Source organism: Pseudomonas yangonensis, from assembly GCF_009932725.1.
GTDB classification, from domain to species: domain Bacteria; phylum Pseudomonadota; class Gammaproteobacteria; order Pseudomonadales; family Pseudomonadaceae; genus Aquipseudomonas; species Aquipseudomonas yangonensis.
On record NZ_BLJU01000003.1, the window covers coordinates 1 to 13392 of the forward strand.

General features: G+C 64.5%; 16 protein-coding genes and 1 other RNA gene. 9 read left to right on the plus strand and 8 right to left on the minus strand.

The features are described 5' to 3' along the window. Positions 1-43: 43 nt before the first annotated feature. From GYB81_RS05555 to GYB81_RS05575, 5 genes are all read right to left on the minus strand, one after another. Positions 44-1045, minus strand: a complete 1002-nt coding sequence (locus GYB81_RS05555; protein WP_161865711.1) for an extracellular solute-binding protein — start codon at positions 1043-1045, stop codon at positions 44-46. Positions 1046-1251: 206 nt separating this feature from the next. Next, complete coding sequence (locus GYB81_RS05560) at positions 1252-2469, minus strand: 2-octaprenyl-3-methyl-6-methoxy-1,4-benzoquinol hydroxylase (RefSeq protein ID WP_161865710.1); 1218 nt, start codon at positions 2467-2469, stop codon at positions 1252-1254. A 16-nt stretch (positions 2470-2485) separates the two neighbouring features. Then, positions 2486-3670 (minus strand): 2-octaprenyl-6-methoxyphenyl hydroxylase, encoded by a 1185-nt coding sequence (gene ubiH, locus GYB81_RS05565; protein WP_161865709.1) that lies wholly within the window; start codon positions 3668-3670, stop codon positions 2486-2488. A gap of 4 nt (positions 3671-3674) precedes the next feature. After that, positions 3675-5009 (minus strand): Xaa-Pro aminopeptidase, encoded by a 1335-nt coding sequence (gene pepP / locus GYB81_RS05570; RefSeq protein WP_161865708.1) that lies wholly within the window; start codon positions 5007-5009, stop codon positions 3675-3677. Between the two features lie 19 nt (positions 5010-5028). Further along, a complete protein-coding gene (locus GYB81_RS05575; RefSeq protein WP_161865707.1) occupies positions 5029-5583 on the minus strand; it encodes a YecA/YgfB family protein in 555 nt (184 codons plus the stop codon). Between the two features lie 192 nt (positions 5584-5775). On the opposite strand from GYB81_RS05575, the gene GYB81_RS05580 reads away from it, so the two are divergent. The 4 genes from GYB81_RS05580 (at position 5776) to GYB81_RS05595 (ending at position 7179) form a co-directional block, all read left to right on the plus strand. Beyond that, on the plus strand, positions 5776-5985 hold the full coding sequence (locus GYB81_RS05580) for a TIGR02449 family protein (RefSeq protein WP_013713533.1): 210 nt from the start codon (positions 5776-5778) through the stop codon (positions 5983-5985). Further along, the gene (locus tag GYB81_RS05585) at positions 5982-6287 is read left to right on the plus strand and encodes a cell division protein ZapA (RefSeq protein WP_024306451.1); all 306 of its coding nucleotides are present in this window, start codon (positions 5982-5984) and stop codon (positions 6285-6287) included. Before GYB81_RS05580 ends, GYB81_RS05585 begins: the two co-directional genes overlap by 4 nt. 67 nt (positions 6288-6354) lie before the next feature. Then, positions 6355-6533, plus strand: a non-coding RNA gene (gene ssrS, locus GYB81_RS05590) — 6S RNA. 49 nt (positions 6534-6582) lie between these two features. Further along, positions 6583-7179, plus strand: a complete 597-nt coding sequence (locus tag GYB81_RS05595) for a 5-formyltetrahydrofolate cyclo-ligase (protein WP_161865706.1) — start codon at positions 6583-6585, stop codon at positions 7177-7179. 54 nt (positions 7180-7233) lie between these two features. On the opposite strand, the gene GYB81_RS24950 is transcribed toward GYB81_RS05595, so the two are convergent. Next, positions 7234-7365, minus strand: coding sequence for a hypothetical protein (locus GYB81_RS24950; RefSeq protein ID WP_013713530.1), 132 nt, complete (start codon positions 7363-7365; stop codon positions 7234-7236). A gap of 195 nt (positions 7366-7560) precedes the next feature. Here GYB81_RS24950 and GYB81_RS05600 point away from each other — a divergent pair, with 195 nt between their 5' ends. After that, complete coding sequence (locus tag GYB81_RS05600) at positions 7561-8010, plus strand: EVE domain-containing protein (RefSeq protein ID WP_161865705.1); 450 nt, start codon at positions 7561-7563, stop codon at positions 8008-8010. 94 nt (positions 8011-8104) lie between these two features. Here the strand turns inward: GYB81_RS05600 and GYB81_RS05605 are convergent, their stop codons facing one another. Further along, on the minus strand, positions 8105-8509 hold the full coding sequence (locus tag GYB81_RS05605; RefSeq protein WP_024306445.1) for a flagellar basal body-associated FliL family protein: 405 nt from the start codon (positions 8507-8509) through the stop codon (positions 8105-8107). Between the two features lie 155 nt (positions 8510-8664). Here GYB81_RS05605 and GYB81_RS05610 point away from each other — a divergent pair, with 155 nt between their 5' ends. Then, positions 8665-9645: an NADPH:quinone oxidoreductase family protein gene (locus GYB81_RS05610; RefSeq protein WP_161865704.1), complete on the plus strand. Its 981-nt coding sequence runs from the start codon at positions 8665-8667 to the stop codon at positions 9643-9645. A gap of 109 nt (positions 9646-9754) precedes the next feature. On the opposite strand, the gene GYB81_RS05615 is transcribed toward GYB81_RS05610, so the two are convergent. After that, positions 9755-9913, minus strand: coding sequence for a DUF3309 family protein (locus GYB81_RS05615; protein WP_161865703.1), 159 nt, complete (start codon positions 9911-9913; stop codon positions 9755-9757). Positions 9914-10424: 511 nt separating this feature from the next. Here GYB81_RS05615 and GYB81_RS05620 point away from each other — a divergent pair. The 3 genes from GYB81_RS05620 to GYB81_RS05630 are packed head-to-tail and all read left to right on the plus strand — an operon-like array spanning position 10425 to position 13362. Then, complete coding sequence (locus GYB81_RS05620; protein ID WP_161865702.1) at positions 10425-12107, plus strand: carbon starvation CstA family protein; 1683 nt, start codon at positions 10425-10427, stop codon at positions 12105-12107. Then, positions 12104-12373: a cory-CC-star protein gene (locus GYB81_RS05625; protein ID WP_218573860.1), complete on the plus strand. Its 270-nt coding sequence runs from the start codon at positions 12104-12106 to the stop codon at positions 12371-12373. Before GYB81_RS05620 ends, GYB81_RS05625 begins: the two co-directional genes overlap by 4 nt. After that, a complete protein-coding gene (locus GYB81_RS05630; protein ID WP_161865701.1) occupies positions 12364-13362 on the plus strand; it encodes an ArsA family ATPase in 999 nt (332 codons plus the stop codon). Before GYB81_RS05625 ends, GYB81_RS05630 begins: the two co-directional genes overlap by 10 nt. Positions 13363-13392: the final 30 nt, after the last annotated feature.

Sequence of the window (13392 nt, forward strand, 5' to 3'; positions counted from 1 at the left end):
AGGCTTCAGGCTTCAGGCTTGCGGCCTGCAGCCTGTAGCCGCTTCACTGCCAGCCGGCGCGATCCATCAGCATGGTGGCCTCGGCCTGGCGCTTGCCGGCCACTTCGGTAGCGATGGAGTCAGCCTTGAAGGTACCCCAGGCGGCCACTTCGTCAGACGGAGCGACCGCCGGGTTGGCCGGGAACTCCTGGTTGACGCCGGCGAAGATGCTTTGCGCTTCCGGGGTGGTCATCCACTCCAGCAGTTTCTTGGCCTGCTCGGCATGCGGTGCATGCTTGGTCACGCCGGCACCGGCCAGGTTGACGTGCACGCCGCGGTCGTTCTGGTTCGGCCAGAACGGCTTGACCTTCAGGTCCGGCTGCTCCTTGTGCAGGCGGCCATAGTAGTAGGTGTTGGTGATGCCCACGTCACACTGACCAGCATCGATGGCCTGCAGCAGAGCGGTATCGTCCGGGAACACGTCGGTGGCCAGGTTGTTGACCCAGCCCTTGATGATCTCCTCGGTCTTCTCGGCGCCGTGGGTTTCGATCAGGGTGGCGGTCAGCGACTGGTTGTAGACCTTCTTGCTGGTGCGCAGGCACAGGCGGCCTTCCCAGTTCTTGTCGGCCAGCGCTTCGTAAGTGGACAGCTCTTGCGGCTTGACGCGCTCGGTAGAGTAGAAAATGGTCCGCGCACGCAGCGACAGGCCGGTCCAGCTGTCGGTGCTGGAGCGATACTGAGCGGGGATGTTGGCCTTGATGACATCGGACTGGGTCGGCTGCAGGATGCCCATCTGCTCGGCCTGCCAGAGGTTGCCGGCATCGACGGTAATCAGCATGTCGGCCACGGCATTCTCGCCCTCGGCCTTGATCCGCTGCATCAGCGGCGCTTCCTTGTCGGTGATGAACTTGACCTTCACGCCGGTCTTGGCGGTGTAGGCGTCGAACACCGGCTTGATCAGTTCATCGATGCGCGACGAGTAGACCACAACCTCATCGGCAGCCTGGACAGCAGTTGCCAGGGTACTGAGAGTGAATGCAGCGAGCAGCGCGTTGCGAGCCTTCATGGGACCAGCCTCTTGTGGGTGAGCAAAGTGGCTGAATACTAGTGAATGTTATTTGCCTTCTCAACGAAACCGCGCACGTAATGCTGGCCAGTTGTTACAAGGCATTTTCAGGCCTGTGGATGGCCAGCGAAACGGCTAGGAACACCGCGACGCACGGGCATCCTGACAGCCGCGCGATTGCCCGTGCCCATGGCTCAAGCGCTGGCTCAGGCCTTCGCCAACTCCGGCAAATCGCCCGACAACCCCAGCGCCTGACGCACGAACAGCGCCTTGGCTTCGGCCTGGCCATCGACCAGATCGAGGCCGATGTTGCGTAGCAGGCGCAGCGGCAACGGGTCGGCCTGGAACAGGCGCTGGAAGCCTTCCATCGCCGCCATCATCGCCAGGTTGTGCGGCATGCGCCGACGTTCGAAACGACTCAGCACGCGCTCTTCGCTCAGGCTCTCGCCACGCTCGACGGCGTGCAGCAGCACCTCGGCGAGCACCGCGGCATCGAGAAAACCCAGATTGACGCCCTGCCCCGCCAGCGGATGGATGGTGTGCGCGGCATCGCCGATCAGCGCCAGCCCCGGCTCCACATAACGTTTGGCATGACGCTGGCGCAACGGGATGCACAGGCGGCGGTCGGCATGCAGCACCTTGCCGAGGCGATGCTCGAAGGCCTTGCCCAACTCGGCGCAGAAGGCCTCATCGTCCAGCGCCATCAGCCGCTCGGCCTCGACCGGCACGGTGGACCAGACGATCGAACACCAGTGCTCGCCAGCCGGCCCTGCCAGTGGCAGGAAAGCCAGCGGGCCGTCATCGGTGAAGCGCTGCCAGGCCGTGGCCTGGTGCGGGCGCTCGCAGCGTACGCTGGTGACGATGGCGTGATGCAGATAATCCCATTCACGGGTGGCACAGCCGGCCAGACGCCGCACCGCGGAGTTGCCGCCATCGGCTGCCACCAACAGCGGCGCGCGCAGCTGACGACCGTCGGTGAGGGTCAGCAGCCAGTCGTCACCGCTGCGGCGCAACTGCTCCAGGCGTGCGCCCGGTAACAGGCCGATCTGGCTGTCGTGCAGGCGCTCGAGCAGGGCATCCTGCACCACGCGGTTCTCGACGACGTGCCCCAGCGTCTCGGCATGCACGCTGGCGGCAGCGAAGTGGATGCTGCCGGTCCCGGAGCCGTCCCACACGCGCATCTCGCCATAAGGGCAGGCGCGCCGTGCGGCGATACCTGGCCAGGCGCCGAGGCGCTCGAGAATGCGCTGGCTTGCCATCGACAGGGCGCTGACACGCGCCTCGAACGGCGCCTGCGCCGCAAAGGGCGATACGCTGAGCGGGCCGCCGTCGACGATCAGGATATCCAGGCCGCTGTGCTCGAGCGCCAGGGCCAGGGTGCTGCCGACCATTCCGGCGCCGACGATGATCAGATCCGCTCGCATATTCATTCCTTGGCTGTCACAGACTTCGCGTGCCCATGCCCATTGCCTGCCGGGCGAACCAGCGCTTTGCCGGCGGCAACAGGTCGAGGCCGAGCAAGCCCAGATTGCGCCCGGCGGCCAGCAGCGGCTGGGCGTTGCTGAACAGGCGCGTCACCTGGTCGGAGAAACCGACGGTCATTTGCTGATCGAGCTGCTGGCGCTGCCGATAGCGCTGCAGCGTGGCGAAATCGCCCAGTGGCGCCTCGCTGGCGATCAATACTTCAGCCAGCGCCAGGGTATCGCGCAGCGACAGGTTGTAGCCCTGGCCTGCGATGGGGTGCAGGCTGTGCGCGGCATTGCCCAGCACCACCAGATGCGCGCGCACCTGCTCCTGCGCCTCGACCAGGCTGAGCGGGTAGAGGTGCCGTGCACCAACCTGCTGCAAGGCGCCCAGACGATAGCCGAAGGCCTGCTGCAGTTCGCCGAGAAACTGTGCCTCGCTGACGCGCAACAGGCGCTCGGCATCGGCGTTGCTGCGCGTCCAGACCAGCGCGCAGCGGTTACCTTCCAGCGGCAGCATGGCCATCGGGCCGTCATCGGTGAAGCGCTCGAAGGCCTGACCACGATGCGCCTCCAGCGGGCTGACGTTGGCGATCAGTGCGCTCTGCCCATAGGGCTTGCTGCTGACGTTGATGCCGAGCTGTTCACGCAGAGCGGAACGCCCGCCGTCGGCGAGCACAGCCAGATCGCAGTCGAGGGAGGTTTCGTCATTCAGGGTCAGCCGATAACCGTCGTCGAGACGCTGCATGCCGACCACCTCGGCCGAGCAACGCCATTCGATCAGCTCCTGATCCAGCGCCTGCCACAGGCAATGGCCGATCCAGGCGTTTTCCACCACATAACCGAGCGCCGGCACACCTTCTTCGATGGCCTGCAAACGCGTGGCGCCAAAGCGGCCGCGGTCGGACACATGAATCTGCTGAATCGGCTCGGCCCGCTGGGCGATGCTCTGCCACAGGCCGAGGCGTTCGTAGATCAGCCGGCTGCCATAGGACAGCGCGGTGGAGCGCGCATCATAGCTGGGCTGGTAATCACTGCCCGGGGCGAAGGGTTCGATCAGGGCGATGCGCCAGCCGCGCTGACGCGCAGTGTCCTGCAGGGCCAGCGCCAGGCTGGCGCCCACCAACCCGCCACCAATGATCGCCAGGTTCACGCGGGACATGGGCTCAGGCCGCCTCGGTGCGCGCGGCAGCCATCAATGCCTCGATCTCGGCGACCGTCTTGGGCACACCGCCAGTGAGAATCTCGCAGCCCTTCTTGGTCACCACCACGTCATCCTCGATGCGCACACCGATGCCGCGCCATTTCCTGGCGACCTTGTCGTTGTCGGGAGCGATATAGATGCCAGGCTCGACGGTCATTGCCATGCCCGGCTCCAGCACGCGCCATTCACCGCCGACCTTGTAGTCGCCGACATCGTGCACATCCATGCCCAGCCAGTGGCCGGCGCGGTGCATATAGAAAGGTTTGTAGGCCTCAGTGGCGATCAGCTCGTCGACATCCCCGCTTAGCAGTCCCAGCTCCACCAGCCCGGCGGTGATCACCCGTACGGTGGCCTCGTGGGCTTCGTTCCAGTGCTTGCCCGGGGCGATCTCCTTGAACGCCGCCTCCTGCGAGGCCAGCACCAGCTCGTAGATAGCCTTCTGTTCGGGCGAAAACTTGCCGCTGACCGGGAAGGTGCGGGTGATGTCGCTGGCGTAGCAGTCGATCTCGCAGCCGGCGTCGATCAGCACCAGGTCGCCGTCCTTGAGCGGCGCATCGTTCTCGCGGTAGTGCAGGATGCAGGCGTTTCTGCCGGCGGCGACGATGCTGCCGTAGGCCGGCATCTTCGCCCCGCCCTTGCGAAACTCGTAATCCAGCTCGGCTTCCAGGTGGTATTCGAACAGACCGGCGCGGCTGGCCTGCATGGCGCGAATGTGCGCGCGCGCGCTGATCTCAGCGGCCTCCTTCATCACCTTCACCTCGGCGGCCGACTTGTACAGGCGCATGTCGTGCAGCAGATGATCGAGGGCGACGAACTCGTTCGGCGGCGTGGCGCCCTGACGCGCCTTGGCGCGGATGTGCTTGACCCACTCCATCAGCCGATGGTCGAACTCCTGGTTGAAACCGATGGCGTAGTAGACGCGCTCGCGGCCTTCGATCAGCCCGGGGAGGATGTCGTCGATATCGCCGATGGGAAAGGCATCGTCGGCGCCGAACTTGCTGATCGCTCCGTCCTGGCCGGCGCGCAGGCCGTCCCACAGCTCGCGCTCGGGATCGCGCTCGCGGCAGAACAGCACGTACTCGCCATGCTCACGACCGGGAATCAGCGCCATCACCGCCTCCGGCTCGGGAAAGCCGGTGAGGTACTGGAAATCGCTGTCCTGGCGGTAGACGTGCTCGACGTCGCGGTTGCGGATGTACACCGGCGCAGCCGGCAGGATGGCGATGCTGTTGGGTTCCATCTGCGCCATCAGCGCCTTGCGCCGACGGGCATATTCGGACTTGGGGATGCTGATCAAGGCAGGCTCCGACGGGCAATCAGTGCAGGGAGGGTTTGGCGGCAGGCGCGGCGGGCTTGGCACACTCGGTGAACAGCAGCAGGGGCGCCACGCGCAGGTACTCCATGACCTCCATGTAGTCGCTCTCGCCATCTTCAGACTCTTCCAGGGCGCTCTGTACCTGGGCGATGGCGGAGAGATCCTGCAACACTTCCATGGCCTCGGCGCTCAGTGCGCCGTCGCGGGCGGTCAGGCCGAAGCCTGCCAGAAAGCCCTGGCACCATTGACCCAGCGCGCCTGCGCGCTGCGCCAGCGGGGTTTCGTCATCGGGCAACAGCAGCACGACGGTGATGTCCTCGCTGCACAGCTCGCCCTTGACCATCTCCTGCAAGCCGATCAGCGCCTGACGCACGTTGTCCTGCGGCTCACCGCCGAGCAGGTCGGCAGCGTCGAGCAGCCAGGCATCGGCGTCGAAGCCGGCACCGGCGCAGCTACGGCCGAGCAACAGGCCATGCAGTTCGGCAGGAGAAACGGAATACCCGGCGCTGTTCAACAGAGCGGCGAAGGCGGCGTAAGGAGAGCTTGGAATCGACATAGATAGCTAGGCGCCAGGCGGCGCAATCTCTAGAATGGAGGCCTCGTATCCTAGCACCGGCAGGCGCGCCAAGACCATCCGAGGCCGCCGGTGTGATGCCGCCACGTGCATCACACCACTGCCAAGCATGGTTTGACCCATGACCGGGACAAGCCTATATAGTCCAGCCATTCCCTCCCATAGCGAGAGCCCATGGAAGACGCCGAACTGCACGCATTGACCGCCAAGCTGGAGCTGCTGATCCAGCGTGTCGAGCAGCTGAAGGCTCACAACCGACTCCTGCTGGCGAATGAACAGGCCTGGCGCGAGGAACGCGCCCATCTGATCGAAAAGAACGAATTGGCCCGGCATAAGGTCGAATCGATGATTTCGCGCCTCAAAGCCCTGGAGCAGGACTCATGACCCAGTCGAACACCGTGACCGTCCACATTCTGGACAAAGAATATTGCATCGCCTGCCCGCAGGACGAACGCGCCAATCTGGAAAGCGCTGCCCGCTACCTGGATGGCAAGATGCGCGAGATCCGTACCAGCGGCAAAGTGATCGGTGCCGACCGCGTGGCCGTGATGGCGGCGCTGAACATCACCCACGACCTGCTGCACAAGCAGCAGCGTCTGGACCAGGACGCCAGCTCCACCCGCCAGCAGGTGCGCGATCTGCTCGATCGCGTCGACCAGGCACTGGCCGACGACTCGGCGTCCTGATCAGCAGCATGCCCGCCTGTTCGTCGCGGGCCGCCCCTCAGCGTCTCTATTGGGGTATACTGGGCGCAACTTCCTGGGGTGTGCGCCAGTCGGTGATGTCCCTGAGCCGATACGCACAACCACGGGGGTTGCACGTTGGGGCCGGTGTGCATGTCCGCCTGACGGAAAGCCTTAACGCCTCCTGCAACCTCCACCTTGAACTTTCGGGTTCAAGGGCTAAACCGACAGCGGCACGCCGGGAAGTCATCATCTCCCCCTGTAGCCACCGCTACCTGTCTCGCTCGATCCCTCTTTCATGACCACTTCTGCCCCCCTCAGTCGCCCGCAACTGCGCCGTGTGCTGCGCCAACGTCGACGCGCACTCAGCCGCAGCCAGCAACGTATTGCCGCGCGCAATCTGTACCGGCAACTGGTGCAGAGCCCGGCGTTTCGTCGCGCCAGGCATATCGCGCTGTACCTGCCCAACGATGGCGAAATCGATCCGCGCCCGTTGCTGGCTGCCGCGCAGAAACGCGGCAAGCGCACCTACCTGCCGGTGCTCAGCGCCTGGCCACGCACCAAGATGGTGTTTCAGCGCGTCACTCGGCACGAGAAGCTGGCGGGCAATCGCTTTCGCATCCTCGAGCCGCGTCCGCAGCCCAAACGTCAACGCAAGGTCTGGGCGCTGAATCTGGTGCTGCTGCCTTTGGTGGGCTTCGATGATCGCGGCGGTCGCCTGGGCATGGGGGGCGGCTTCTATGACCGCAGCCTGGCTTATCTGCATAGGCGCAAAAATTGGCACATGCCGACGCTGCTGGGCCTGGCACATGAATGTCAGCGGGTGGACGAACTGGCGATGGCCAGTTGGGACGTGCCCTTGCAGGCGACGGTGACGGACAAGGCGTGGTATTGAGGCGAGCGATGCAGCGCCGCACTCCCTGCGGCGCTTACGCTGGCAGCCGGCGAATCAGGGCTGCTGCGTTACATTGATCGGAGCGTCGCTCTGGCGCTCCCACAGACTCTGGGTGTAACCGGTGGTAACCACACCCAGGCTGAACAGTACGACGAGAACCCACAAAAGATCTGGCTTGCGTTTCATCTATTGCCTCCCCCTTCAAGGCAATGCGCGCGTTGGTCGAGCGTTATTGTTGTGTGCAACAGAACGGCGCCAGGCGTTTAGCCGGGCATTTTCCGCCAGTAAAAAGCGCTACGCAATTTCCGGCGCCAACCGGCTGTCGGAGATATCTACCCAAACGAGCGTCCGCTTACGGACAGACCTGCAGGAGCAAAGTTCATGCCTTATTGGTTGATGAAGTCCGAACCCGACGAACTATCGATCCACGACCTGCAGCGACTCGGCAAAACGCGCTGGGATGGCGTGCGTAATTACCAGGCGCGCAATTTCATGCGGGCGATGAAACCGGGCGATCTGTTCTTCTTCTATCACTCCAGTTGCCCGCAACCCGGCATCGCCGGTATTGCGCGCATCGCTGGCGAAGTTTATCCGGACCCCGCCGCGCTGGACCCGCAAAGCCATTACCACGACCCCAAGGCCAGCGCCGAGAAGAATCCCTGGAGCGCCCTGGATGTGGAGTTCGTCGAGGCCTTCGACGAGGTGCTGACCCTGCAGCACCTGAAGAACAACCCGCTACTCGCCGACCTGGCATTGGTTCAACGCGGCAGTCGCCTGTCGGTGATGCCGGTAAGCGAAGCCCAGTGGCAGGCGATTCTCACCATGCGTTGAGCGACGCATGCCGTCACCAGTGCCCTTTAAGCCGACTGCCGGCACCAGATCGGCGCCGAAGCGCATGCTGCCCCTTGGCTGAACCCGCGCCTGGCTACTGAATGATCAGGTTGTTGAATAGCAGGTCTTCGACGATGGGCTTGCCCTCCTCGCCGTTGATCGCGTCCTGCACTTTCTTCAACGCTTCCAGACGCAGGTTCTCACGACCGTCGGGGGCATTGATGGTCTCGCTGGTCTGTGCCGAGAACAGCATCACCAGCTGATGGCGGATCAGCGGTTCGTGCTGCTTGAGCTTTTCCTCGGCCTCGGTACCGGTGACCCGTAGCGATACATCGGCCTTGAAGAACTTGAGACGGCCGCCCTGATCCGCCAGATTGCCGATCAGCGCCGGAAACAGGTTGTGATAAATCGTCGTCGGCGCCTCTTCTTTCTTTTCCGAAGACGCCAGGGCAGGCAGGCAGATCGACAGGCTCAGCAGCAGGGCGGTCAACAGTTTCACGTTCGGCACTCCATCGGGGATGTGCCTAGCATAGCCATCCACAGGCCTGCACCCAAGCCCGGCGCTTATGCCGACCTATCAGGCATCGGCATGCTCGTTGACCCCCGACGGTCGCTTTCTACACTGCAAGGCACCCTGCAAGAGGAATGACCTTCATGAAAGCCCTGCTGTGCAAAGCCTTCGGCCCCGCCGACACCCTGGTCTTGGAAGAAATCGCCAGCCCCGAGCCGAAAAAGAACGAAGTGCTGATCGAGGTGCAGGCCGCCGGGGTCAACTTCCCCGACACGCTGATCATCGAAGGCAAATACCAGTTCAAACCGCCCTTTCCTTTCGCCCCGGGTGGCGAGGTAGCCGGCGTGGTCAAGACCGTGGGCGAGAAGGTCAGCCATTTGCGCGCCGGTGACCGGGTGATGGCACTGACCGGCTGGGGCGGCTTCGCCGAAGAGGTCGCCGTGCCGGCCTACAACGTATTGCCGGTGCCCCGGAGCATGGACCTGACCACGGCGGCGGCCTTCGGCATGACCTACGGCACGTCGATGCATGCCCTCAAGCAGCGCGCCAACCTGCAACCGGGTGAAACCCTGCTGGTGCTCGGCGCCTCCGGCGGCGTCGGTCTGGCAGCGGTGGAAATCGGCAAGGCCATGGGCGCGAAAGTGATTGCTGCAGCAAGCAGTGCCGAAAAACTGGAAGTGGCGCGCAAAGCCGGCGCCGACGAGCTGATCAACTACAGCGAACAAAGTCTGAAGGACGAAGTGAAGAAGCTCACCGGCGGCCAGGGTGTCGACGTGATCTACGATCCGGTAGGCGGCGCGCTGTTCGAGGAAGCCTTCCGCAGCATCGGTTGGAATGGCCGCTTCCTGGTAGTGGGCTTCGCCGCTGGCGGTGGCATTCCGGCGCTGCCGGCTAACCTGCCACTGCTCAAAGGCGCATCACTGGTCGGCGTGTTCTGGGGCTCCTTCGCCCAACGTCAGCCGCAGGATAACGCCGAGAACTTCCAGCAACTGTTCGCATGGCATGCCGAAGGCAAACTCAAACCGCTGGTGTCGCAAACCTTCCCGCTGGAGCGTGGCGGGGAAGCGATTAATGCTCTCGGCCAGCGCAAGGCGGTGGGCAAGCTGGTGGTACAGGTGCGCTAAAGCGCATGGGGCGGCGTCTGAAACGAATGGAAAGGTTGCCGCCCCGACGCTTCGCCGTCAGCGCCGATCGCTGACGGCTCATGCCTGCGCCGTCGACGCAAGCGCTGGGTCATATGTAACCGAGCAATAGCAGTACCAAGACTATGACCAGCACCAGCCCCAGACCACCAGTTGGCCCGTAGCCCCAGCTGCGGCTATGCGGCCACGCCGGGATGGCGCCGATCAGCAACAGGATCAGAATGATCAGCAGTATGGTTCCCAAGCCCATGACAATCTCCTCGCATATCGATGGCGGACCACATGGCGCGGCACGCCTGGAAACGGCTACCCGGTTCAGGCTGCCGTTCGGATGCAGGGCATAACGCTGCGGCGAAGCCAGCGTCTGGCAGTGCTCTCGGCACATTGCCGTTCCCTCACCATTTACGACCAGGCAGCGCAGCGGAAAGTGCCAACTATCGCATCAGCGATGCGCCGCGAAGGCCGGCTATACAACGGCGCACGATGGATATGCGCAGCGCCATCAGCCCACGCGGCCCTCATCACCAGCAGCCAAGCTGCGACCACTCCCCCGCTGTTTCGTCGCAGCGCAGCCAGCGCCCCGGAAATTCAGGGTTTACCCCGGCCTCCTTGACCGGTAAGTTCGGGCTGCGCCGTTGAGCGTGTGCGCGGCCTGGGGCCGCTTGATAAAAAACGACGTCCTGCCTGCCGTCACGAGCGGGCCAGATTCCGCGGCTGGCGTGCCTGCTCCGGAAGCGGGACGCAGTCGAAGGAACGCAACGATGAGTTCTATCCTGCTGATGCTTGTCGGCCTGAGCGCCATGTCGCTGGGCTACTTGTTCTACTCCAAGTTCATCGCCGAGCGGATCTACCGTCTCGATCCCAACTACCGCACGCCGGCCCATACCATGGGCGACGGGGTCGACTACGTGCCGACCAACCGTTTCGTGCTGTGGGGCCACCACTTCACCTCGGTGGCAGGCGCTGCGCCCATCGTCGGACCGGCGATCGCCGTGATCTGGGGCTGGGTACCGGCCTTCCTGTGGGTCACCTTGGGCACCATCTTCTTCGCCGGCGTACATGACTTCGGCGCCCTGTGGGCCAGCGCGCGCAATCGCGGCCAATCCATCGGCATGCTCAGCGGGAAGCTGATCGGCGCGCGCGGCCGCAGTCTGTTCCTGGTGGTGATCTTCCTGGTGCTGCTGATGGTCAACGGCGCCTTCGCCGCGGTCATCTCCAACCTGCTGGTGTCGACGCCGACGTCGGTGATTCCGGTTTGGGGGGCGATCATCGTGGCGCTGCTGATCGGTCAGGCGATCTATCGCTACAAGGTCGGCCTGCTGTGGCCATCGGTCATAGGCGTGGCGGTGCTCTACGCGCTTATCCTGCTGGGTAACGCAGTGCCGGTGGTTCTGCCGGAAACCGTACTGGGCCTGTCGGCCAAGTCGGTCTGGATCCTGCTGCTGTTCGCCTACGCAGCCATCGCCTCGCTGCTGCCGGTGTGGGTGCTGCTGCAGCCGCGCGACTACATCAACGGTCTGCAACTGTTCGTCGGTCTTGGCCTGCTGTACACAGCGGTGCTGTTCGGCGCGCCGGAGATCGTCGCCCCCGCGTTCAACGATGCTCTGCCGGACAACACGCCGAGCATCGTGCCGCTGCTGTTCGTGACCATCGCCTGTGGCGCCATCTCCGGCTTCCATGGCCTGGTGGCTTCGGGCACCACCTCCAAGCAGCTTGACAAGGAAACCGATGCCCGCTTCGTCGGCTATTTCGGCGCCGTAGGCGAAGGCATGTTGTCGCTGGCTGCGATCATCTGCTGCACCGCCGGCTTCGCCACCCTGGTGGACTGGCAGGCGGTGTACACCGCATTCGGCACCGGCGGCGTCAACGCCTTCGTGGCTGGCGGCGGCAGCCTGCTGGCCAACGGCCTGGGCCTGCCGGCAGATCTGGGCGCGACCATCCTCGCGGTAATGGCCATCCTGTTCGCCGGCACCACCATGGATACCGGCCTGCGCCTGCAGCGCTTCGTCATCCAGGAAGCCGGCGAGTTGGCCGGAATCAAGGTCAATACCCTGTTCGGCACACTGCTGGCCGTTGGCGTGTGCATGACCCTGGCCTTCGGCGCCGGCGCCGATGGCAGCGGTGGCATGATCATCTGGCCGCTGTTCGGCACCACCAACCAGCTGCTGGCCGGCCTGACCCTGGCGATCATCACCGTGATCCTGATCAAGAAGGGCCGCCCGGCGATCTACACCCTGGTGCCGCTGGTGTTCCTGTTGGCAATGTCGATCTTCGCCCTGCTGGTGCAGATGGGGCAGTTCTACCGCGCCGAAAACTGGCTGCTGCTGGGCATGGACGTGGTGATTTTGATCGCCGCGCTGTGGGTGACCCTGGAATCGTTCATCGCCATGCGCCAGGGTCGCGACCCGGTCGAGGCTGACGCGCAGGGCGAGGCGCGCGAGTGAGCGAGCGCCAGGCGCCGTTGCTGCAACGGGTTTCTGCCGGGCTGCGCGAGTTCTACGTCGCGCCGTACCGGCGAACCTTCGCCCGTGCCCGGCGCGACGAGGACGATCTGTTCATGCTGCTGGTGTTCAGCGAAACCCTCGGCGTGCCCAACCCCGCGGCCTATTACACCCTGGAGCTGATGCCGGTGCTGTACGAGCGCTTCCACGATTGGCATCGACGCATGGGCATGGAGCGCTCACCACTGGATCACATCGGATGCTGCTAGAACTGGCTGAAAAGCGCCGCGTGCTGTTCATCGGCGGCAAGGGCGGCGTCGGCAAGACCACGGTGTCGGCGGCCACCGCGCTGGCCCAGGCGCGCAGCGGACGCCGCGTGCTGCTGGTGTCCACCGACCCGGCGCACAACCTGGGTCACCTCTGGGGCCGCTCGGTGGGACCGAGCCCGGTGGCGCTGACAGAGGGCCTTGACGGCCTGGAGCTCGATCCCCAGGCCAGTGTCGAACAGCACCTGAACGAGGTGGGCGCCGCGCTGCGCAAGCTGATGCCTGCTCACCTGGTCGGCGAAGTGGACAAGCACATGAGCCTGTCGCGCGATGCACCGGGCATGCATGAAGCCGCGTTGCTCGAGCGCATCGCAGAAACGGTCGACAGCGGCCTGCACGGCTATGACCTGGTGGTTTTCGACACGGCCCCTTCGGGGCATACCGCACGCCTGATGGCACTGCCGGAGATGATGTCAGCCTGGACCGAAGGCCTGATGCGTCGCCGTGAGCGCAGTGCCGGCTTTGGCGCAGTGCTGCGCAACCTGGGTGGCGACGACCGCGGTTTTGGCGAGTCGCTGCTGGGCCGCGAGCCAGGCGATTCGCCGGATGATCGCGACAGCCAGGTGCGTCGCCTACTGGATCGTCGTCGACATCGCTTCAGCCAGTTACGCAAGGTGCTCGGCGACGCGCAGCAATGCGCCTTCGTCATCGTGCTGGCCGCCGAGCGCCTGCCGGTGCTGGAGAGCATCGAACTGCATGAGCAGCTGCAGCGCAGTGGGGTGAACGTCGCGGGCCTGGTGATCAACAAACGCTCGCCAGCCGATGCCGGCGCCTTTCTCGCCGAGCGCCGGGAACAGGAGGAGCGCTACCTGGACGAGTTGCGCCAGGCCCTGGGCCATCTGCCGGTGCAGCAACTTCCGCTACTGGCGGCCGATGTGCAGGGGCTGGCAGCACTCCAGGCTTTTGCCGAACGGCTGGCCACATCAGACTGAAACCGCCATAGATCTGAAGCACGCTCGTTA